This is a genomic window from Kineococcus sp. GCM10028916 (assembly GCF_042674865.1).
Classification (GTDB): Bacteria; Actinomycetota; Actinomycetes; order Actinomycetales; family Kineococcaceae; genus Kineococcus.
On the sequence record NZ_JBHTFM010000014.1, the window covers coordinates 59,822 to 79,569 of the forward strand.

19 protein-coding genes are annotated in these 19,748 nt (G+C 73.4%); 11 read left to right on the plus strand and 8 right to left on the minus strand.

Translation table 11 applies throughout. The features are described from left to right. Window positions 1–61: 61 nt before the first annotated feature. Window positions 62–1,018: a squalene cyclase gene (locus tag ACFQ46_RS13040; protein ID WP_380259866.1), complete on the minus strand. Its 957-nt coding sequence runs from the start codon at window positions 1,016–1,018 to the stop codon at window positions 62–64. 25 nt (window positions 1,019–1,043) lie between these two features. Between ACFQ46_RS13040 and rimI the strand changes: the two genes are divergently transcribed. After that, a complete protein-coding gene (rimI, locus tag ACFQ46_RS13045; protein WP_380259867.1) occupies window positions 1,044–1,505 on the plus strand; it encodes a ribosomal protein S18-alanine N-acetyltransferase in 462 nt (153 codons plus the stop codon). On the opposite strand, the gene ACFQ46_RS13050 is transcribed toward rimI, so the two are convergent. Next, window positions 1,486–1,947 carry a CGNR zinc finger domain-containing protein gene (locus tag ACFQ46_RS13050; protein WP_380259868.1) on the minus strand — a complete coding sequence of 154 codons (462 nt, stop codon included), beginning with the start codon at window positions 1,945–1,947 and terminating at the stop codon, window positions 1,486–1,488. The genes rimI and ACFQ46_RS13050 overlap by 20 nt on opposite strands. A 78-nt stretch (window positions 1,948–2,025) precedes the next feature. On the opposite strand from ACFQ46_RS13050, the gene ACFQ46_RS13055 reads away from it, so the two are divergent. Next, window positions 2,026–2,886: an alpha/beta fold hydrolase gene (locus ACFQ46_RS13055; RefSeq protein WP_380259869.1), complete on the plus strand. Its 861-nt coding sequence runs from the start codon at window positions 2,026–2,028 to the stop codon at window positions 2,884–2,886. On the opposite strand, the gene ACFQ46_RS13060 is transcribed toward ACFQ46_RS13055, so the two are convergent. Continuing rightward, the gene (locus tag ACFQ46_RS13060) at window positions 2,876–4,054 is read right to left on the minus strand and encodes an SAM-dependent methyltransferase (RefSeq protein ID WP_380259870.1); all 1,179 of its coding nucleotides are present in this window, start codon (window positions 4,052–4,054) and stop codon (window positions 2,876–2,878) included. The two genes, ACFQ46_RS13055 and ACFQ46_RS13060, sit on opposite strands and share 11 nt — an antisense overlap. 201 nt (window positions 4,055–4,255) lie before the next feature. Between ACFQ46_RS13060 and groES the strand changes: the two genes are divergently transcribed. Both groES and groL read left to right on the plus strand, forming a co-directional pair. Continuing rightward, the gene (gene groES, locus ACFQ46_RS13065; RefSeq protein ID WP_328294688.1) at window positions 4,256–4,552 is read left to right on the plus strand and encodes a co-chaperone GroES; all 297 of its coding nucleotides are present in this window, start codon (window positions 4,256–4,258) and stop codon (window positions 4,550–4,552) included. Window positions 4,553–4,654: 102 nt separating this feature from the next. Then, window positions 4,655–6,277 (plus strand): chaperonin GroEL, encoded by a 1,623-nt coding sequence (gene groL / locus ACFQ46_RS13070; RefSeq protein WP_328294689.1) that lies wholly within the window; start codon window positions 4,655–4,657, stop codon window positions 6,275–6,277. Window positions 6,278–6,380: 103 nt separating this feature from the next. Here groL and ACFQ46_RS13075 read toward each other — a convergent pair whose 3' ends face one another. Beyond that, window positions 6,381–6,683 carry a WhiB family transcriptional regulator gene (locus tag ACFQ46_RS13075; protein ID WP_328294690.1) on the minus strand — a complete coding sequence of 101 codons (303 nt, stop codon included), beginning with the start codon at window positions 6,681–6,683 and terminating at the stop codon, window positions 6,381–6,383. Window positions 6,684–6,990: 307 nt separating this feature from the next. On the opposite strand from ACFQ46_RS13075, the gene ACFQ46_RS13080 reads away from it, so the two are divergent. Together ACFQ46_RS13080 and ACFQ46_RS13085 are read left to right on the plus strand one after the other, a co-directional pair. Continuing rightward, complete coding sequence (locus ACFQ46_RS13080; RefSeq protein WP_380259871.1) at window positions 6,991–7,992, plus strand: MerR family transcriptional regulator; 1,002 nt, start codon at window positions 6,991–6,993, stop codon at window positions 7,990–7,992. A 146-nt stretch (window positions 7,993–8,138) separates the two neighbouring features. Beyond that, entirely contained in the window at window positions 8,139–8,750 is a 612-nt protein-coding gene (locus ACFQ46_RS13085) for a response regulator (RefSeq protein ID WP_179750673.1), read from the plus strand. Between the two features lie 25 nt (window positions 8,751–8,775). Here ACFQ46_RS13085 and ACFQ46_RS13090 read toward each other — a convergent pair whose 3' ends face one another. Continuing rightward, window positions 8,776–8,898: a hypothetical protein gene (locus ACFQ46_RS13090; RefSeq protein ID WP_328294692.1), complete on the minus strand. Its 123-nt coding sequence runs from the start codon at window positions 8,896–8,898 to the stop codon at window positions 8,776–8,778. Between the two features lie 138 nt (window positions 8,899–9,036). On the opposite strand from ACFQ46_RS13090, the gene shbA reads away from it, so the two are divergent. From shbA to ACFQ46_RS13115, 5 genes are all read left to right on the plus strand, one after another. Continuing rightward, a complete protein-coding gene (gene shbA / locus ACFQ46_RS13095; RefSeq protein WP_380158378.1) occupies window positions 9,037–9,621 on the plus strand; it encodes an RNA polymerase sigma factor ShbA in 585 nt (194 codons plus the stop codon). Next, complete coding sequence (locus tag ACFQ46_RS13100; RefSeq protein ID WP_380259872.1) at window positions 9,618–11,087, plus strand: hypothetical protein; 1,470 nt, start codon at window positions 9,618–9,620, stop codon at window positions 11,085–11,087. The genes shbA and ACFQ46_RS13100 overlap by 4 nt, the downstream gene beginning before the upstream one ends. Window positions 11,088–11,165: 78 nt before the next feature. Further along, window positions 11,166–12,635, plus strand: coding sequence for an IMP dehydrogenase (gene guaB / locus ACFQ46_RS13105; RefSeq protein WP_328296264.1), 1,470 nt, complete (start codon window positions 11,166–11,168; stop codon window positions 12,633–12,635). 67 nt (window positions 12,636–12,702) lie between these two features. After that, on the plus strand, window positions 12,703–13,824 hold the full coding sequence (locus ACFQ46_RS13110) for a GuaB3 family IMP dehydrogenase-related protein (RefSeq protein ID WP_380259873.1): 1,122 nt from the start codon (window positions 12,703–12,705) through the stop codon (window positions 13,822–13,824). A 29-nt stretch (window positions 13,825–13,853) separates the two neighbouring features. Next, window positions 13,854–14,813, plus strand: a complete 960-nt coding sequence (locus tag ACFQ46_RS13115) for an oxidoreductase (RefSeq protein WP_380158373.1) — start codon at window positions 13,854–13,856, stop codon at window positions 14,811–14,813. A gap of 83 nt (window positions 14,814–14,896) precedes the next feature. Here the strand turns inward: ACFQ46_RS13115 and ACFQ46_RS13120 are convergent, their stop codons facing one another. From ACFQ46_RS13120 to ACFQ46_RS13130, 3 genes are all read right to left on the minus strand, one after another. Then, a complete protein-coding gene (locus tag ACFQ46_RS13120) occupies window positions 14,897–16,084 on the minus strand; it encodes an MFS transporter (protein ID WP_380259874.1) in 1,188 nt (395 codons plus the stop codon). 89 nt (window positions 16,085–16,173) lie between these two features. Then, window positions 16,174–17,946 (minus strand): ABC transporter ATP-binding protein, encoded by a 1,773-nt coding sequence (locus ACFQ46_RS13125; RefSeq protein WP_380259875.1) that lies wholly within the window; start codon window positions 17,944–17,946, stop codon window positions 16,174–16,176. Further along, window positions 17,943–19,685 carry an ABC transporter transmembrane domain-containing protein gene (locus tag ACFQ46_RS13130; RefSeq protein ID WP_380259876.1) on the minus strand — a complete coding sequence of 581 codons (1,743 nt, stop codon included), beginning with the start codon at window positions 19,683–19,685 and terminating at the stop codon, window positions 17,943–17,945. The genes ACFQ46_RS13125 and ACFQ46_RS13130 overlap by 4 nt, the downstream gene beginning before the upstream one ends. Between the last annotated feature and the right edge of the window lie 63 nt (window positions 19,686–19,748).

Below are 19,748 nucleotides of genomic sequence, written 5' to 3' on the forward strand. Positions count from 1 at the left end.
GGAACGTTCGGCGGCTCGCTGGTCGATCAGAGCCGCCGAACGTTCCACTTCCCGGACCGCGTCAGTGACGCGCGTCCCACCACTGCAGCACCCGGGTCCCGAGGAACGTGAGCCAGCGCGAGGGTTCCCCGACCTCGCCGTCGACCTCGAACCACGACCGCCCGGGGTGGCGGTGCTCCAGCAACCACGTCCCGTCGGGGCGGCGGTCCGCACGCACGACCTCGACGGCCTCGGCCAGTCGCGGATCGGGAAGGCCCCCGTCGTGGAGGTTCGCGGCGCGGAAGTGGTCGAGGGCGTTGAGGGCGTTGTACTCCCAGCGCAGGGGGAAGGCGAAACGGCTCACCCAGGGTCCGACGCGTTCCCCGGTCGAGAGCCGGTGCAGCAGCCGGCGCTCCAGCAGGTACTCCTCACCGGCGTGGCGGGCCGACCGGAGTTCTCCCGACCCCCCGGTGCTCTGCTCGTGGGCCAGCAACCCCTTGAGGGAGTTCAGCGTCGAGTGGAACGAGGAGCGGGTGGAACCGTCCACCCAGGCGCAGTTCCAGCCGCCGTCGGGCAGCCGGTGCTCGACGAACCACCGCGCGATCCCTGAGACGTCGGCCCCGAGCCAGGCGCCGTTGGCCAGCGTCCACGCGTTGACGCAGCAGTCGACCTCGCCGCCCCAGTAGGGCAGACCGTCGTACTCCCAGCGGGAGTTCTCGGCGAGGGCGTCGGCGGTGCCGGTCAGCGCCGAGGCGTCCACCCCCCACTCGCGCAGGTCGTTCAACGCCCACGTCGTGGCCGTCCAGGGTTGTCCGTCCTCCGCGGGGCTCGCGTCCGCCGGGAAGTACGCCCCACCGGCCCACTGCCCGTCGGCGTCCTGCGCGGCCAGCAGGCGCGCGCCGAAACCCTCGGTCGGGACGCGGTCGCGGGTGGTCTCCCAGACCTGGGGTAGGGCGCCGAGCAGGTCGCGTTCGACCTGCCAGCGCAGGGCGGGGTCGGAGTCGAGCAGCCAGTCCAGCGTCGCCCGCGGCAGCACCATGGCGCCCAGGCTAGTGTCTGCCCGCGTGGGCACGGTGGAACTGCACGAGATGCGCTGGTGGCACGTGGCCGATGTCCACGCCCTCGAACAGGACCTCTTCGGCTCGACGGCCTGGTCGCTGGAGTCGTTCTGGGGTGAGCTGGCGCGGCCGAACCGGAGCTTCCTCGTCGCCCTGCAGGACGGGCGCGTCGTCGGCTACGGCGGGGTCGTGGTGACCGGTGCCGACGCCGACGTGCAGACCATCGGCGTCGCCCGCGACCAGCAGGGCCGGGGGACCGGGCGGACGCTGCTGCGGGCCCTGCGCGAGGAGGTCGTCGCCCGGGGTGCGACCCACCTGTTGCTGGAGGTCCGTGCCGACAACACCCCGGCGCAGAACCTCTACCTCAGCGAGGGTTTCGTCCAGATCGCCCGCCGGGCCCGCTACTACCAGCCCGACGACGTCGACGCGCTGATCCTGCGGGCCGACGTCAGGCGTCCTGGGAACTGACCCGGGAGTGGTGGCGGCGGGCCTTCATTCGGTTGCCGCACACCGCCATCGAGCACCAGCGTCCCGTTCCGGCCCGGGAGCGGTCGACGAAGAACAACCGGCACTCGGAGTTCGCGCAGGGCCGCAACCGCCCCGGGCGCTCGCGTTCGAGGGCGTCCCAGGCCAGGACGGCGCGCACCACCGACGGGTTCGCGCCGGCCGTCCGCAGAACGCGCTCGACGCCCCGAGGGCCCACGGAGGCCGTCCAGGTGACGCCGACCAGCAGTTCCTGCAGCAGGGACGGGTCCCCGTCGCCGCGGACCACCGACTGCAGCAGCTCCCGCGCCCGCACCAGGGCGGGTCGTTCGTCCGCGTCCGCGGTGAGCAGGTCCTGCGGCCGGCCGTCGAGCACCGGGGTGCTGTTCAGCAGGCCGAGCAGCAGTTCCTCGTCCGGATCGTTCATCTAACCTCCTTCGTCGACTTGACAGGTTAGCAGTACGCGGCGACTCTAACCGCTCCAGACCGCGAGAGGGGTTAGACGATGACCACGCACCACCGCTACGCCGAGGTCGACGGGTTCCAGCTCTTCTACCGGGAGGCGGGCGCTCCCGACGCGCCCGTGGTCGTGCTGCTGCACGGCTACCCGACGAGCTCGTTCATGTTCCGCGAGCTGATCCCCCGCCTGGCCGACCGGTACCGGGTCATCGCCCCGGACCTGCTCGGGTTCGGGCTCTCCGACGCCCCCACGGTCGAGGAGTTCGACTACTCCTTCGCCGCGCTCGCGGACCTCACCGGCCGCCTGCTGGACCGGCTCGGCGTCACGCGGTTCACGGTCTACGTCCAGGACTACGGCGCCCCCGTCGGCTGGCGCCTGCTGCTGGAGCGCCCGGACGCCGTCACGGCCGTCGTCAGCCAGAACGGCAACGGTCACGAGGCAGGTTTCGTCCCGGAGTTCTGGGCGCCGATCTGGGCGCACGGCGAACTCCGGACCCGCGAGACGGAGGAGGCGCTGCGCCCGGCGCTGGGCGTCGACGCGATCCGCTGGCAGTACACCCACGGGGTTCCCGACCCGAGCGTGGTGAGCCCGGACACCTGGCACCACGACGCGGCCGCGCTGGCCCGTCCCGGCAACGACCGGGTGCAGTTGGCGCTGTTCGCCGACTACGCGAGCAACGTCCCGCTCTACCGACCCGTCCAGGAACTCCTGCGCACCCGGGGGATCCCGCTGCTGGCCGTGTGGGGGCGCGACGACGAGATCTTCGGGCCGGCCGGGGCCACGGCGCTGGCCGAGGCGGTCGGCGGAGAGGTCCGGCTCGTCGACGGCGGGCACTTCCTGCTCGAGAGCGCCCTCGACGAGGTCACCGACCACGTGCGGGAGTTCCTCGCCCGCGTCACGGGGTGACGGGTTCCACCACCAGCACGCTCTGCTTCCCCGCGATCCGGGTCAGCACGATCGTCGCGGTGCGCGAGCCCTTGAGCGCCAGCTGCCTGCGGAACTGGTCCGGGTCGACGGCCGTCCCGCGCTTCTTCACGGTCAGGGTTCCGACGTCCAACTCCCGCAACCGCGCCCGCAGGGGTTTCAGCCCGAACGGCATGACCTCCAGCACCCGGAACGCCCGGGTGAAGGGCGAGGTCCGGGACGAGTCCGTGCTCACGTAGGCGATCGTCTCGTCGACCAGTCGCCCGTCCAGGTCGGCCGCGACCTTCGCCACCAACCCCGAACGGATCACCGCCCCGTCGGGTTCGTGCAGGAACTCACCGACCGCTCCGACCGGGGCCACCGGGAGGTCGACGTCGTCGATCTCGTGGGCGGTGGCACCCCGCACGACGCGGGCGCTGCGCACGAGACCCGGCCGGGCCAGCGGTCCGCACCACAGCGCGCACTCGACGACCTCCCCGTCCACCGACGTCCACTGCGCCTCGGCGCCCGCCGGGACCAGTTCGTGCGGCAGACCGGGGGCGAGCTTCGCGCCGGTCGCCGGGACCCGGGCGGCCGTGGCGAGGACGAAGGAGAGCGGGGGAGAGGTCGCCTCGGGGTCGAAGAGGCGCCGCCCCCCGGAGGTCCGCCGCGCCGGGTCGAACCAGGCGCCGTCCCCGGGGTCGAGCTCGTCGACGACCCCGGCCGTGACGTCCGCGCAGCGGACCTCGCGCCCCAGGTTGTGCGCCGCCACAGCGACCGTCGTGGGGTCGGCGTCGACGGGCAGGACGTCGAGCCCGGCGTCCAGGAACGCCAGCGAGTCCGCGCCGACCCCGCAGCCCAGGTCCGCGACCCGGTGCACCCCGGCGGCGGCGAAGCGGCGCGCGTGCTCGGCCGCCACCACGGCGCGGGTGGCCTGCTCGGCGCCGGCCGCCGTGAAGAGCAGCCCGTCCGCGCGGGGCCCGAACTTCGCGGCGGCCTTCGCGCGCAGTCGCGACTGCGTCGTGGCGAGCGCGGCGAGGGCGGGATCGTGCCCCGCACGGCGCAACCGGGCGGCCAGCGCGACGGGGTCCTCGCCGGCCGTCCCCGCCAGCTCGGCCAGCAGGGCCCGCCCCTGCGGGGAGGTCAGGGCGTCGACGTCGGAAACGTTCACCCGGTCGATGCTGCCAGGAGGGGCACCGGATCTGGCACTCACCCGCCCTGAGTGCTAGCGTCTCGCGCAGCGTCGGTGGCACTCCCCCCTGGAGAGTGCCAACCGGGGCAGCGGCCGTCCGGCACCCGCGACGACGGTCGTCCGCTCCCCGAACCGACCGTCCGTGCCAGTTCGCTGAAGCAGAAGGGGAGGGCCGCACCAGTGTCGGTCTCCATCACTCCGCTCGAGGACCGCATCGTCGTCAAGCCGCTCGACGCGGAGCAGACGACCGCATCCGGTCTCGTCATCCCGGACACCGCCAAGGAGAAGCCCCAGGAGGGCGAAGTCCTGGCTGTGGGTCCGGGCCGCGTCGACGACAACGGCAACCGCGTGCCGATCGACGTCGCCGTCGGCGACAAGGTCATCTACTCCAAGTACGGCGGCACCGAGGTCAAGTACGGCGGCGACGAGCTGCTGATCCTCTCGGCGCGCGACGTGCTCGCCAAGGTCGCCAAGTAAGCGACTGACAGGTCCAGACGCCCCGGGCGCCCGCACTCCGGGTGCCCGGGGCGTCTCCTGTTCCCGCCCCGAAGCTCGCTACTGAACGGAAGGTCCGCACACATGGCCAAGCAGCTGCTGTTCGACGACACCGCCCGCAAGGCGCTGGAGCGTGGCGTCGACGCGCTCGCCAACGCCGTCAAGGTCACCCTGGGGCCCAAGGGCCGCAACGTCGTGATCGACAAGAAGTGGGGTGCGCCGACGATCACGAACGACGGCGTCACCATCGCCCGCGAGATCGAGCTCGACGACCCCTACGAGAACCTCGGCGCCCAGCTCGCGAAGGAGGTCGCCACCAAGACGAACGACGTCGCCGGTGACGGCACCACCACCGCGACCGTGCTCGCCCAGGCCCTCGTGCACGAAGGTCTGCGCAACGTCGCCGCCGGTGCGGCCCCCTCGGGCCTCAAGCGCGGCATCGACAAGGCCGTCGACGCGGTGAGCGAGAAGCTCCTGTCGATGGCCCGCGAGGTCGACGGCAAGGGTGACATCGCGCACGTCGCGACGATCTCCGCCCAGGACGCGAGCGTCGGCGAGCTGCTGGCCGACGCGTTCGACAAGGTCGGCAAGGACGGCGTCATCACGGTCGAGGAGTCCTCCACGACCGCGCTGGAGCTGGACTTCACCGAGGGCATGCAGTTCGACAAGGGCTACATCTCCCCGTACTTCGTGACCGACGCCGAGCGTCAGGAAGCGATCCTCGAGGACGCCTACGTGCTGGTGCACCAGGGCAAGATCTCCACGGTCCAGGACCTGCTGCCGCTGCTCGAGAAGGTCCTCAAGGCCTCCAAGCCGCTGCTGATCATCGCCGAGGACGTCGACGGCGAAGCGCTGTCGACCCTCGTCGTCAACAAGATCCGCGGCACCTTCAACGCCGTCGCGGTGAAGGCTCCCGGGTTCGGGGACCGCCGCAAGGCGATCCTGCAGGACATCGCCACCCTCACCGGCGCGCAGGTCGTCGCCGAGGAGGTCGGCCTCAAGCTCGACCAGATCGACCTCGACGCGCTGGGCACCGCCCGCCGCATCACCGTCACCAAGGACGACACCACCATCGTCGACGGTGCCGGTACGTCCGAGGACATCTCGGGTCGCGTCGCCCAGATCAAGGCCGAGGTCGAGCGCACCGACTCCGACTGGGACCGCGAGAAGCTCCAGGAGCGTCTGGCCAAGCTCTCCGGTGGTGTCGTCGTCATCAAGGTCGGCGCGCACACCGAGGTCGAGCTCAAGGAGAAGAAGCACCGCATCGAGGACGCCGTCTCCGCGACGCGCGCCGCGATCGAGGAGGGGATCGTCGCCGGCGGCGGTTCCGCTCTCGTCCACGCGGTGTCCGTGCTCGAGGACAACCTCGGTCTCGTCGGTGACGAGGCCACCGGTGTCGCCCTCGTCCGCAAGGCGGCCTCCGAGCCGCTGCGCTGGATCGCCGAGAACGCGGGCCTCGAGGGCTACGTCGTCGTCGAGAAGGTCCGCGCGCTCGAGGCCGGTCACGGCCTCAACGCCCAGACCGGCGAGTACGTCGACCTGCTCGCGACCGGCGTCCTCGACCCGGTCAAGGTCACCCGCTCGGCCCTGCGCAACGCCGCGTCGATCGCGTCGATGGTCCTGACCACCGACACCCTCGTCGTGGACAAGAAGGAAGAGGACCTCGCCGTCAACGGCGGCGGCCACGGTCACGGCCACGGCCACTGACCGATCTCCCTGAACGACGAAGGGCCCGGCTCCCCCTCGGGGGGGCCGGGCCCTTTCACGTTCTCCGCACGCCGCACCACACCGCGCACGGGTGGAGCAGGGGTCAGCTGGCGATGCGCAGTCCGCGACGACGTTCGGTCGCGTAGACGGCTTCGCGGTCGTCCTCGGTGAGGCCACCCCACACGCCGTAGGGCTCACGGACCTTCAGAGCGTGCTTGCGGCACATCTCCAGGACGGGGCAGCCACCGCACACGGCCTGGGCCGCGGCGTCGCGGTTGCGACGGGCCGGGCCACGCTCGCCCTCGGGGTGGAAGAACAGGTTCGGGTCGGCCTCGCGGCAGGCTCCGTCGAGCTGCCACTCCCAGACGTCGGCGACGGGTCCGGGGAGGCGGGAGATCTCGGCCATGGTGCGCTCCTGGTTCGGGAGGGATCTTGCTGACTGGTGATGAACGTACAACCGCGTCAGAAGTTGTTCAAGCCCCTGGTCGAAACTTGTTCAACCAATCTGCCCGTGCGGGGGTGACCGGGACGTGGCGCGGGGTTGAACAACCTCTGCCCCACGCGCTGAACAAGGTGCAGATCCCCGGTGCCTCCGCCACCCGAACGCCGTGAACAAGGCTGAACAACCCTGACCAACGGGGCGAGTGGCGGACGACCCCCGACGTTGGGAGACTGCAGCCATGTCCCCCGCCGCACCCTCCCAGGGAGCTGCCGTGCCTCCGGCCCCGCGCATGACGTTGACGGTGGCCGCCGTCGCGCGCCGCCTCGGGGTGGCCCCGGCCACGCTGCGGACCTGGGACCGCCGGTACGGCCTCGGCCCCTCCGAGCACACCGCGGGCGCGCACCGCCGCTACTCCTCCTCCGACCTGGCCCGCCTCGTCGTGATGCGCCGGCTGACCCTGGAGGGCGTCGCGCCGTCCGAGGCGGCGCAGCTGGCCGCGACCACCGCCGTCGCCGACGGGGGTTTCGCGCTGGCGAGCGTCTCGACGATCCCGGCGGCGGTCATCGAGGCCGCCGTGACCGACGCGGTGGCCATCGCCGGCCCCGGTTCCGGGCTCGACCCGGCCCTCGAGGTCACCGCGGCGGACGAGGCGCCCGCGCTCTCCGGGCCCGACGAGTCCGAGGACGCCGAGAGCCTGCCCGGGCACCACGGACGACCCACCGACGCCGTGGACTGGGCCGTCAGCAGCCTCGCCGACCGCTTCGCCGAGGAGATCCGCAGCCGGGGGGTCGCACCGGCCTGGGACGCCGTCCTGCGTCCCGCGCTCGCCACCCGCGACGCGGCCATGCACGCGGCCGTCGCCCGGGCGCTGGCCGCGCTGCCCGTCGCGACCGGGGACCGCGCGGTCCTGCTGGCCGCGCTGCACGACCCGGCCGCCCAGGTGGCCCGCGGTCCCGTGCTGCTCGCCGCGGCCGCCGCCCTGGCCGAGGCCGGCGCCGGTGCGCGCAGCGTGGGGGAGGGGGTCCCCGTGCGGATGCTCGCCGCCGCGGTGCGCCGGGTGCGCCCGCCCGCCCTCCTCCTGCACACCGACGCGGAACCCGCCGCCGACGTCGTCGAGGACCTGCTGGCCCTGGCCCGGGTCCGTCCCGCGCCGCTCGTCGTCCTCCTGGGGGACGGGTGGACGCCGGCGCTCAAGGACCGGCTGCGCGGTGCCGAGGTGGCCACGGGGCTCGCCGACGCCGTCGCGAGGTGCGTCGAGGCCTCGACCGCCTGACCAGCGGGTTCACCGGGACCGCCGTGCACCTGAACGCTCAGGTCGGCGCTCCCGCGTGCCGACAACTCTTCCTGTGGGGCACCCGACGTGCTCCACGGCGGGGCCACGGACGGCCGCGCTCCACCCACACAGGGAAGAGGTTTGTGGTGGCAACGGTTCTGGTCTGCGATGACCTTCCGCTGGCGCGCGAGGCCATGCGTCGCATGGTGGCTGCCGTCCCCGGCGTCACTCGGGTCGTGGGTGCGAGCTCGGGCGAAGAAGCGCTCCAGCGCTGGCCCGTCGAGCGGCCCTCGCTGGTGATCATGGATGTCCGGATGCCCGGGATCGGCGGTGTCGAAGCAGCGCGCCGGCTGCTCGCCCGTCACCCCGAGGCGAACGTGCTCATGGCCACGATGGCGGAGGACGGTGACGGAGTGGCCCGCGCGGTCGCGGCCGGAGCCCGCGGGTACCTCGTCAAGGACGTCTCGCGCGAGGAGCTCGCCACCGCGGTGCTCCAGGCGCTGCAGGACGTCAGCCGTCGTCGTGGCGGCAACCGCACGCGTGCGGTGCTCACGGGCCGAGCGCCCGTGCTCACCGAGCGGGAGCAGCAGGTGCTCGTCGGCATGAGCCGCGGGCGCAGCAACGCGGAGATCGGGCGCGAGCTCTTCCTCTCCGAGGACACGGTCAAGACCCACGCCCGTCGGCTGTTCCGCAAGCTCGAGGCGGCCGACCGCGCTCAAGCGGTGGCTGTGGGATTCCGCTGGGGTCTCGTACGGTAGGTGGGTGAGCCCCGGGGGCGACGAGTCAGTCGGAGTTGGTGCCGGCGGCCGGCCCGACGCAGACGCCAGCAGGCGTGACGTCGGTGCTGCCGTCGCTCCCGACGTCCCCCGGGTCCAGTTCTCGGGGGACGACGACGCCGTCGCGCACCCCGGGGCCGGTCCCGCCGACCTCCGCACCGACCTCCGTACCGATCTTCCGGGTGACCTCGGCGACGCCGCCGAGGCCCCTGGCGGGGCTGACGGAACCAGGGCGGCGCAGGGTGTAACACCCGTGCGGCCTGCAGCGATGAACAGTTCGGATGCCGGGGGGCTCCAGGAACTGGCGACGCGCGCGTTGACGGGGGAGCAGGGCGCCGTCGCCGATCTCCTGGCAGCGGTGCGCCGCCTCGTCCACCGTTACTGCCGGGCCAAGCTCGGGCGACTGCCCGGAGCTGATCACGCCGCAGAAGATGCGGCACAGGAGGTCTGCATCGCCGTGTTGACGGCCCTGCCCCGCTACAAGGACACCGGACGTCCCTTCGAGGCGTTCGTGTACCGGATCGCGGCCAACAAGGTTGCGGACGCCCAGCGGGCCTCCTACCGCTCCCCGGTCCCGACCGAGGACGTCCCGGACGGCGCCAGCGCCGAACCGGGTCCCGAGCAACTCGCTCTCGACGCCTTCGACGCCGAGACCGTCGGCAAGCTGCTCGACACCCTGCCGCCCAAGCTGCGCGAGATCATCACGCTGCGCGTGGGGGCCGGGATGTCGGCCGAGGAGACCGGACGTGCGTTGGACATGACCGCCGGCGCTGTGCGCGTCGCCCAGCACCGCGCGATGCAGAAGCTGCGCAAGATCGCCAGCGAGGACCTCACGCTGCGGGTCGCCCCGTGAGCGACGACGACCGCCCGGGCCACGGGCCCGACGACGAGACCACCGCCGGCACCGGCGGGCGGGGACACCTGCGCGACGGCCACCTGCGGGCCGGGCACCTGCGCGGTGTCCGCGGCTCCGCCACGAACGACGCGAACGACCTGATCGGCCGGGGAGGGGGGGACGTGGACGACGCCTTCGTCTCCGTGCCCGACCTGCTGGCCACGGACGCCCTGCTGGACCGCCTCGGCAGCCACGACACCACCGACGCCGACCTGCGCGACGCCGTCGCCCGGCTGCTGGACTCCTACGCGCTGCACGCCGACCCCCTGACCGCCGGGGTGCGGCCGGTGCAGGTGCCCGACCTCGCCCTCGAGGTCGAGGACCTCCCGGCCCCGGTGCCCGCCCCGCGGGTGCTGCTCGCCTCCCGTCGCACCCTGCGCCGGATCGGTCACGGCGGTGCCGCCGCGGCCGCCGTCCTCGCCCTGCTCGGCGGTACCGCCGCCGCCGCGGCGACCGGCGCGGGCTCGATCGCGGGCCAGGACGGTCGGACCGGCAGCTCCGCGGCCGCGCAGCTGCCGGGCTGGTTCCCCGACACGGTGTTCCGTGCCTTCGGCGGCACCCCCGAGCAGCGGGTGGAGCGCGAGGTCGCGCAGGCGAAGCAGGAGGCGCGTTCGGGCGACAGCCAGGCCGCCATCGCCCGGATGACCAACCTGGCCAAGCAGATCGACGCGTCCGGCGAGGTCGACCCCGCCGTCGCGGCGACCGTCACCCAGACGCTCACGGCCCTGCAGTCCGACGTCGACGGCACCGCGGTGGGTCCGACGAGCGCACCCGCGCCCTCGTCCGTCCCGCCCTCGCCCGCCCCGCCCACGCCGACGCCGGGTGGGACCTCGCTGGCGGACGTCGTGAACGCCGCGTCGCCGACGCCGAGCTCCACGCCCTGGGTCCCGACCCAGACCCCGGTGCCCACCACCGCGCCCACCGGCGCCACCGGGACGGCGACGGGGACCCCGGGCGGCGCTCCCGGGAGCTCCACGTCCTCGCCGGGCCGGGGTTCCGGTTCGTCGTCCTCGTCGTCCTCGAACCCCGTGGTCCCGCCCTACGTCCCCCCCGTGGTCACCGAGGTGCCGTCGGGCAGCGTCACCACGCCGCCGACGGTCACGCCGCCCCCGACGGACACCCCGACGCAGAGCCCGAGCGATCCCTCGACGGGCTCGCCGAGCGACCCGGGGACGTCGGCGGCACCCACGGAGACCACCACCAGCCCGGAGGCACCGCCGTCCGCGACGACGGACCCGGTGGTTCCGCCGCCCTCGGACCCGGTGACCGACACCCCCCCGCCGGTGGTGACCGATCCGGTGGTGGTCGTGACCCCGACGCTGCCCGTCGTGGTGGAGCCCTCGCCCAGCGCGGGAGCCGAGCCGAGCCCCGGCGTCGTCGATCCGTCCGAGACGGCGTCCGAGACGGCGTCCGCCGGGTCGTAGCATCGGGGGGTGAGCGTGCGGTCCGAGGACAACCCTTCCGTCGAATCCCCTGCCGAGCACCACGACCCCTTCGGGTTCGTGGGTCTGACCTACGACGACGTCCTGCTGCTGCCGGGCGAGTCGGACGTCATCCCGTCCGAGGTCGAGACCTCGACCAAGGTGTCCAAGCGCGTCAGCCTGCGGATCCCGCTGCTGAGTTCCGCCATGGACACCGTCACCGAGTCCCGGATGGCCATCGCGATGGCCCGTCAGGGTGGTCTCGGCGTCCTGCACCGCAACCTCTCCGCCGAGGAGCAGGCCGCCCAGGTCGACCTCGTGAAGCGGTCGGAGTCGGGCATGGTCACCCAGCCCGTCACGACCACCCCGGACGCGACCCTCGCCGACGTGGACGCCCTCTGCGGGCGCTACCGCATCTCCGGCGTGCCGGTCGTTGACGCCGACGGCCGACTCGTCGGCATCGTCACCAACCGCGACCTGCGCTTCGAGAGCGACTTCTCGCGCCCCGTGCACGAGGTCATGACGAAGCCGCCGCTGGTCACCGCGCCCGTCGGCATCTCCACCGACGACGCGATGCAGCTGCTGCGTCAGCACAAGATCGAGAAGCTCCCGATCGTCGACTCCCGCAACCGCCTGACCGGCCTGATCACGGTCAAGGACTACGTGAAGTCGGAGCAGTACCCGCTGGCCACGAAGGACGACGACGGCCGGCTGCGGGTCGCCGCCGCGATCGGCATCTTCGAGGACGCCTGGAAGCGCGCGATGGGCCTCGTCGACGCGGGTGTGGACGTGCTCGTGGTCGACATGGCGCACGGGCACTCCAAGGCCGTGCTCGAGATGATCTCCCGGCTCAAGAACGACAGCGCCGCCGCGCACGTCGACGTCGTCGGCGGCAACGTCGCGACCCGCACGGCCGCGCAGGCGCTCGTGGACGCCGGGGTCGACGGCATCAAGGTCGGTGTCGGCCCCGGGTCGATCTGCACCACCCGCGTCGTCGCCGGGGTCGGTGTGCCGCAGGTGACCGCGATCTACGAGGCCTCGCGCGCCGCGAAGCCCGCCGGGGTCCCGGTCATCGGCGACGGTGGCCTGCAGTACTCCGGCGACATCGCCAAGGCCCTCGTCGCCGGCGCCGACACCGTGATGCTCGGCTCGTTGCTCGCGGGGTGCGACGAGAGCCCGGGCGACCTGGTGTTCATCAACGGCAAGCAGTTCAAGAGCTACCGCGGCATGGGCTCCCTCGGGGCCCAGCAGACCCGGCAGGGCGGACGGTCCTTCTCCAAGGACCGCTACTTCCAGAACGACGTCGCCTCCGACAGCCTCTTCGTCCCCGAGGGCGTCGAGGGCCAGGTCCCCTACCGCGGCCCGCTCTCGGCCGTGGCGCACCAGCTCGTCGGCGGGCTGCGCCAGTCGATGTTCTACGCCGGTGCGCGCACCGTCCCGGAGCTCCAGCAGGTCGGGACCTTCGTCCGGATCACCCCGGCCGGGTTGAAGGAGTCGCACCCGCACGACATCCAGATGACCGTCGAGGCACCGAACTACGGCGGTCGCTGACCCCTCCGCCCGGCAGGGGCCCCGCGGCGCGGATCGTCGCGGGGTCCCCAGCGGGTAGCCTTGCCGCGTGTCTGAGATCGAGATCGGCCGCGGTAAGCGGGGGCGTCGCGCCTACAGCTTCGACGACATCGCCGTCGTCCCCAGCCGCCGTACCCGCGACCCCGAAGACGTCTCCACGACGTGGCAGATCGACGCGTACCACTTCGACATCCCCGTGATGAGCGCGCCGATGGACTCCGTGGCCTCACCCGCGACGGCCGTCGCCCTCGGCAAGCTCGGGGGCCTCGGCGTCCTCGACCTCGAGGGCCTCTGGACCCGCTACGAGGACCCGGAACCGCTGCTCGCCGAGATCGCCGCCCTCGACCCCGCCGTCGCGACCCCGCGCATGCAGGAGATCTACGCGGAACCGGTGAAGCCGGAACTCATCACCAGCCGGCTCGCCGAGATCCGCGCCTCCGGGGTCACCGTCGCCGGGGCGCTCTCCCCGCAGCGGACGCAGGAGTTCTGGAAGGTCGTCGTCGACGCCGGGGTCGACCTCTTCGTCATCCGCGGCACGACGGTCTCGGCCGAGCACGTCTCGGGCAGCAGCGAACCGCTGAACCTCAAGCGCTTCATCTACGAGCTCGACGTCCCCGTCGTCGTGGGCGGTGCCGCCGGGTACACCGCGGCGCTGCACCTCATGCGCACCGGTGCGGCCGGGGTCCTCGTCGGCTTCGGCGGGGGAGCGGCCCACACCACGCGCAAGGCGCTGGGCATCCACGCGCCGATGGCCTCGGCCGTCGCCGACGTCGCCGCCGCCCGCCGCGACTACATGGACGAGTCCGGTGGCCGCTACGTCCACGTCATCGCCGACGGCGGCGTCGGGACCTCCGGCGACATCGTCAAGGCCATCGCCTGCGGGGCGGACGCCGTCATGCTCGGCGCGTCGCTGGCCCGGGCCACCGAGGCTCCCGGCCGCGGCTGGCACTGGGGCCCCGAGGCCCACCACGCGGTGCTGCCCCGCGGTGAGCGCGTCCACGTCGGCACCTCCGCGCCCCTGGCCGAGATCCTCAACGGCCCGGGTCGCGTCGCCGACGGCACGACGAACCTCATGGGTGCGCTGCGCCGCTCGATGGCCACGACGGGGTACTCCGACCTCAAGGAGTTCCAGCGCATCGAGGTCGTCGTCTCGCCCTACCAGCCTACCTGAACCGACCTCCTGACCGAACGGAACCCACTGTGCCGCAGCAGGACACCGCCCCCTGGACGCCCGACGCCATCGGCCGGCAGGAGGGGCGGACGGTCCTGGTCACCGGCGCGAACAGCGGGCTTGGTCTGCAGGTCGCCACGGAGTTCGCCCGCCGCGGCGCCGACGTCCTGCTGGCGTGCCGCAACGCCGAACGTGGCCGGGCGGCGCTCGCGCAGCTGACCGCCGAGGTCCGCGACTCCGGTGTGGAGCCGACCGTCGAGGTCATCCCGCTCGACGTCGCCGACCTCGCCAGCGTCCGCCGGGCCGCCAGCGACGTCCTGCACCGCCGGTCCAGCATCGACGTCCTGGTCAACAACGCCGGGGTCATGGCGCCGCCGTTCGGGCGGACGGTGGACGGTTTCGAGACCCAGGTCGGCACGAACCACCTGGGGCACTTCGCCTTCACCGGCCTGCTGCTGCCCGCGCTGCTCGCGGGCGGCGGGGCCCGGGTCGTCTCCGTCGCGAGCGTCGCGCACAAGTTCGGCCGGCTGAACCGGAAGAACTACCAGAGCGAACGCAGCTACCAGAAGTGGTTCGCCTACGGGCAGTCCAAGCTCTCGAACCTGCTGTTCGGGTTCGAGCTGCAGCGCCGGGCGCTCGCCGTCGACGCCGGCATCGTCTCGGTGGCCGCGCACCCGGGGTTGTCCGACACCAGCCTGTGGAAGAACACCCCGCTGGGCGGCAACCGGTTCGGCGAGGCGCTCGGCTCGGTCTTCGGCCGGGCGATCGGGCAGCCGCCGGCGCAGGGGGCGTGGCCATTGCTGCGCGCCGCGACCGACCCCGACGTCCTCGGCGGGGAGTACTTCGGCCCCGACGGGCGCAACGAGTGGCGCGGTTTCCCCGTGCTGGTGGCGGCGAGCGCCGCGGCCTACGACACCGCGGACGCCGCCTGGTTGTGGGCCCGGTCGGTGGAGTGGACCGGCGTCGACTACGCCGAGCTCACCGCCTGACGCGACCCCCCACTTCCCCGCGGAAACAACACCTTCCGCCCTCGAACGCGCGCTGAGAGGGCGGAAAGTGTTGTTTCCGCCGGTCAGCGGCGGGTCGGGGCGAGCGGGGCCAGCACGAGCAGCAGCACGGCGGCCGCGGCGACGACGGTGAACCCCCACGCGGGGCCGAACCCCTCGGCGAGCGCGCCGCCCAGCGCTGCGCCGGTGGCGATGCCGAGCACCACCCCGGAACTCAGCAGGGCCATGAGGAACGCCCCGCGTTCGGCGTCGACGAGCGTGGCGGCGATGGTGTTGACCGTGACCAGCGTCGGCCCGACGAAGACGCCCATCACGAGGACCGCGAGGGACAGCGCGCCGAGCGAGTCCGCGGCCAGGGCCATGAGGCCCGCCCCGAGCAGCAGCCCCGCTCCGCAGACGGTCCAGCGCGCGCGCAGGCCGAAGGTCCTGGGCAGCAGTACGAGGCAGACCGTCGTCGCCGTCGACCCGATCGCGGAGAGGGCGTAGACCAGCGAGCCGGTCGAGGGGGAGCCGACCGCCTCGGCGGCGGCCGTGACCCCGGTCTGGGTCGCGCCGAAGACGGCGCCCATCGCGAGCATCGCGAGCACCGGGACGAGCACGACGCCGGGGACCCGTGCGGGTCGGGGACGTCCTGCGCGTCCCACGGGGGCGGTGATCCGGTGGCTGCGGTGGCAGGCGAAGGCCGACACGAAGACGGCGCTCAGCCCCGCGGTGGCGAGCAGGGCGGCCGTCGGGCTGATCAGCACCCCGATGATCCCGACGAGGGCGGGACCGAGGATGAACGCCGCCTCGTCGACGGTGCCCTCGAAGGCGAACGCGGTGGAACGCTCGTCGCCGTCGGCGGTCATCCGCAGCCAGCGGGCGCGGGAGAAACCGCTCACCGAGGGCAGGGTGAGACCGACCCCGGCCGCGGCCAGGGGCGTCCAGGGCCCGCCGGAGGCGAGGGCGGCGAAGAGGCCGCCGAGCGCGAGGAGGTGCAGGGCGACGACGCTCAGCAGCACGGCCCGCTGCCCGCGCCGGTCGGCGAGCGCGCCGACGACGGGCACGCCGAGGGCTTCACCGAGGGCGGAGCAGGCGCTGGCGATGCCGCCGACGGCGACGGAGCCGCTGGTGGAGGTGACCAGCGCGAGGATCGCGAGCGGGGCCATCGCGACGGGGAGTCGTCCGAGGGCGGTGGTCGCGAGGTAGGTGCGACCGGCGATCTCGGGCAGTCGCGAGTAGCGCGAGCGCAGGGAGACGGGTGGGCTCGTCACAGGGCAGGCTCCAGCGGTGCGGGTGCGCCTCCCCACCTCTGACGCACCGGAGCCCTGAGAGTGAACGTCCCGATCGTAACGCGGCGGGGTCAGGCCTCGCCGTGCCAGGAACGCCACAGGTCGGCGTAGGGACCGCCGGCGTCGACCAGTTCGTGGTGGGTGCCGAGCTCGGTGATCCGGCCGCCCTCGACCACGGCGATCCGGTCGGCGTCGTGGGCGGTGTGCAGGCGGTGGGCGATGGCGACGGTCGTCCGGCCCTCGAGCACCGCGGCGAGGGAGCGTTCGAGGTGGCGGGCGGCGTTGGGGTCGAGCAGCGACGTCGCCTCGTCGAGGACGAGGGTGTGCGGGTCGGCCAGCACCAACCGGGCGAGGGCGACCTGCTGAGCCTGCGCGGCCGACAACGTGAGGCCGTTCTCGCCGACGGGGGTGTCGAGCCCCTCGGGCAGGGCCTCGACCCAGCCGAGGGCGTCGACCGCCGCGAGCGCCTCGCGGACGACGGCGTCGGAGGACCCCGGGGCGGCGAGGGCGGTGTTGTCGCGCAGGGTCGCGGCGAACACGTGCCGTTCCTGGGTGACCAGGGCGATCCGCGAGCGCAGTTCGTCCAGCGGCAACCCGGTGACCTCCGCGCCGCCGACCTGCACCGAACCGTGGGTGGGCGGGTTGATCCCGGCCAGCAGCCGGCCCAGCGTCGACTTCCCCGCGCCGGTCGGTCCGACGATGGCGAGCCGTTCGCCCGGTTCCAGCGCCAGTGAGACCCCGTGCAGGACAGGGCGTCCGGGGCTGTACTCGAACCCGACCGCGTCCGCGGCGATCTCGTCGTGGACGGGGCGGTCGGAGCTCTCGACCCGGTCGGCGTCGACGGCGCTGAGCCCGACGACCCGGGCGAAGGAGGCCTGCCCGACCTGCAGTTCGTCCCACCAGGCCAGCAGTTCGTTGACGGGGCCGACGAGCTGGCGCAGGTAGAGCACGACGGTGGTGACCTGCCCGACGCTCTGCAGGTCGTGCCGGACGAGGAGGCCGCCCCAGAGCAGCGCGACGACGACGGGCAGCAGGTAGGACATCTCGATGCTCGGGAACCACACGGTGCGCAGCGACAGGGTGTAGCGCTCGCGCCGCACGGTGGCGCCGATGACGTCGTCGACGAGGTGCACGCGGTGGTCGGCGAGGTTCAGCGCCTCGACGGTGCGGACGTTCTCGACGTTCTCGCCGAGCGTCGTGGAGATCCGGCCCCACTCGGCCCGCTCCGCGGCGTAGCCCTGCGGGGCGCGCTTCAGGTACCAGCGGGTGGCGAACCACAACCCGGGGATCCCGGCGACGATCGCCAGGGCCACCAGCGGTCCGGAGAACACGGCGGCGATCACGGTGAGCACCGACGTCACCGACGCGACGAGGATCGCCGGGGCGCCGTAGCGGACGGTGTAGCTCAACGCGTCGACGTCGTTGGTGGTGCGCGACACCAGGTCCCCGGTGCCGGCCTGTTCCACCACGGACAGCGGCAGCGCCGTGGCGCGGGTCAGGAACTCCTCGCGCAGTTGGGCGAAGACCCCCTCGGCCAGGACGAGCGAGCGCTTCCGGGCCAGCCGCGCGAGCACGGCCTGCACGACGACGGCACCCACGAGGACCGCCACGGCGGTGTCGATCGTGGAGGTGACGTCGGCCAGCGGTGTCCGCGCGCCCAGGGCGGTGACGACGTCGTCGACGAGGCGGCCCAGCAGGAACGGCCCGGCCAGGCCGGCCAGGGCGGCGAGGGCGTGCAGGCCGAGCATCCGCAGGCCCGGCCCGCGGTGCTGGGTCATCAGGCGCTTCACGTCGCGCAGCACCTGCGCGCGGTCGGCGACGGGCAGCGTGGTCCGTTCGCTCATGCCATTCCCTCCACGTCGGACTTCGCGCCGCGCGGCACGGGGACACCCGCGTCGCGGGTGACGAAACGCCGGTACCGGGCGTCGCGGTCGAGCAGCTCGGCGTGCGTCCCGCGGGCGACGACGTGGCCGTCGCGCACCCAGCAGACGCTGTCGACCTGCGGCAGGACGAGCGGGCTGGCCGTCGCGACGACGGTCGTCCGTCCGGCGCGGGCGGTGCGCAACCGACCGGCGATCCGGGCCTCGGTGTGCGCGTCGACGGCACTGGTGGGTTCCACCAGGACCAGGGCCTCCGGTTCGCGCAGCAGCACCCGGGCCAGGGCGAGGCGCTGGCGCTGTCCACCGGAGAGCGAGCGGCCGCGTTCGGTGACGGTCCCGGCGAGGCCGCCGTCGACGAGGTCGAGGATCTCGACGGCGTCGGCGATCCGCAGGGCGTCGAGCACCTCGGTGTCGGCGTGGACGTCCTCGGGGTCGACCTGCTCGCGGATCGTCCCGCTGAAGAGCTGCGCGTCGTCCTCGGCCAGCAGCACGCGCCGGCGGACGTCGGTGACGGGCATGTCGAGCAGGGCCGTCCCGCCGAAGGTGGCGCGGGTGTCGTCGTCGAAGCGGGTGAGGCGGCGGGCCAGGACCGCGGCGTCCTCCGGCGGGTCGCAGACGACGGCGGTCAGGTGACCGGCGTCGGCGACGACCCCGGACTCCGGGTCGGCGAGGTCCCCGCCGGGGCTGACGGCGTGCCCGGTGTCGTGCACCGCGGGCGGGACCTCGAGCAGCATGATGAGGCGCCGGGCCGCGACGAGCGCGCGAGCGTACTTGTCGGCGGCCTCCACCAGCATCCGCAGCGGTGAGGTGAGGAACGCGGCGTAGCCGTAGAGGGCGACGAGGTCACCGGGGGTGATCTCGCCCCGCACGGTGGCCCGCGCCCCGGCCCACACGAGCGCGGCGACGAGGAGGCCGGGCACGAGGATCTGCAGCGCCTCCAGCGCCGACTCCCAGGTCGCGACGCGCACGCCCGCCGCGCGGACCTGCTGGCTCTTGGCCCGGTAGCGGCCGAGGAAGACCTCCTCGCCACCGATCCCGCGCAGGATCCGCAGACCCCGCACGGTGTCGGTGCCGATCGACGTCAGTTCACCGGACAGCTTGCGGTGCAGGCGCTGACGTTCCTGCAGCGGCCGCAGGAGGAGGAGCAGGAACGCCATGATGACGGGGACCCCGACGAGGACGACGAGGCCGAGGGGCACCGAGGTGCGCAGCACCAGCACGGCGACGACGGCGACGGCCGCGAGCGAGGCGACGGCGCGCTGGGTGACGTCGAAGGCGTCGGCGAGGCGGGGCCCGTCGGAGGCGATGGAGGCGAGCACCTCGCCCTGGGGGAGCTTCTCCGTGACGGCCGTCCCCGCGTGCGCGGTGTGCCGCCCGACCTGCTGCAGCGTGCGGAAGCAGGCGGTCAGCCAGTTGGTGACGCCGTAGCGGTGGCGCACGATCGCGGCCGTCGCGGTGATCACGGCGAGGCCCAGGACGACCAGCGCCCACCGGGTGAGCGCGGTGGGGTCACCGGCGACCACGCCCTCGTCGATCGCCTTGCCGATGGCGGCGGGGAGGACGGCCTGGGAGAGGAGCCACACGGTCCCGACGCCCGAGCCGATCACCATCGGAGCCCACTGCAGCGCCGCGGTGTGCAGCAGGAAGCGCAGGGGGGAGGTGACGTCGGGGGTTCCGGGATCGCTCAGCGGGAGGGAGCGCACGAGCAACGACGGTAATCGCATTCCCGTACCCGTGCCCACACGTTAAACCGGCGTCCACGGTCG

Coding starts and splice junctions, on each gene's coding strand:
- ACFQ46_RS13040 (WP_380259866.1), bottom strand. CDS start 1,018: ATGGTGCTGCCGCGGGCGACGCTGGACTGGCTGCTCGACTCCGACCCC.
- ACFQ46_RS13050 (WP_380259868.1), bottom strand. CDS start 1,947: ATGAACGATCCGGACGAGGAACTGCTGCTCGGCCTGCTGAACAGCACC.
- ACFQ46_RS13055 (WP_380259869.1), top strand. CDS start 2,026: ATGACCACGCACCACCGCTACGCCGAGGTCGACGGGTTCCAGCTCTTC.
- groL (WP_328294689.1), top strand. CDS start 4,655: ATGGCCAAGCAGCTGCTGTTCGACGACACCGCCCGCAAGGCGCTGGAG.
- ACFQ46_RS13075 (WP_328294690.1), bottom strand. CDS start 6,683: ATGGCCGAGATCTCCCGCCTCCCCGGACCCGTCGCCGACGTCTGGGAG.
- shbA (WP_380158378.1), top strand. CDS start 9,037: ATGAACAGTTCGGATGCCGGGGGGCTCCAGGAACTGGCGACGCGCGCG.
- ACFQ46_RS13125 (WP_380259875.1), bottom strand. CDS start 17,946: ATGAGCGAACGGACCACGCTGCCCGTCGCCGACCGCGCGCAGGTGCTG.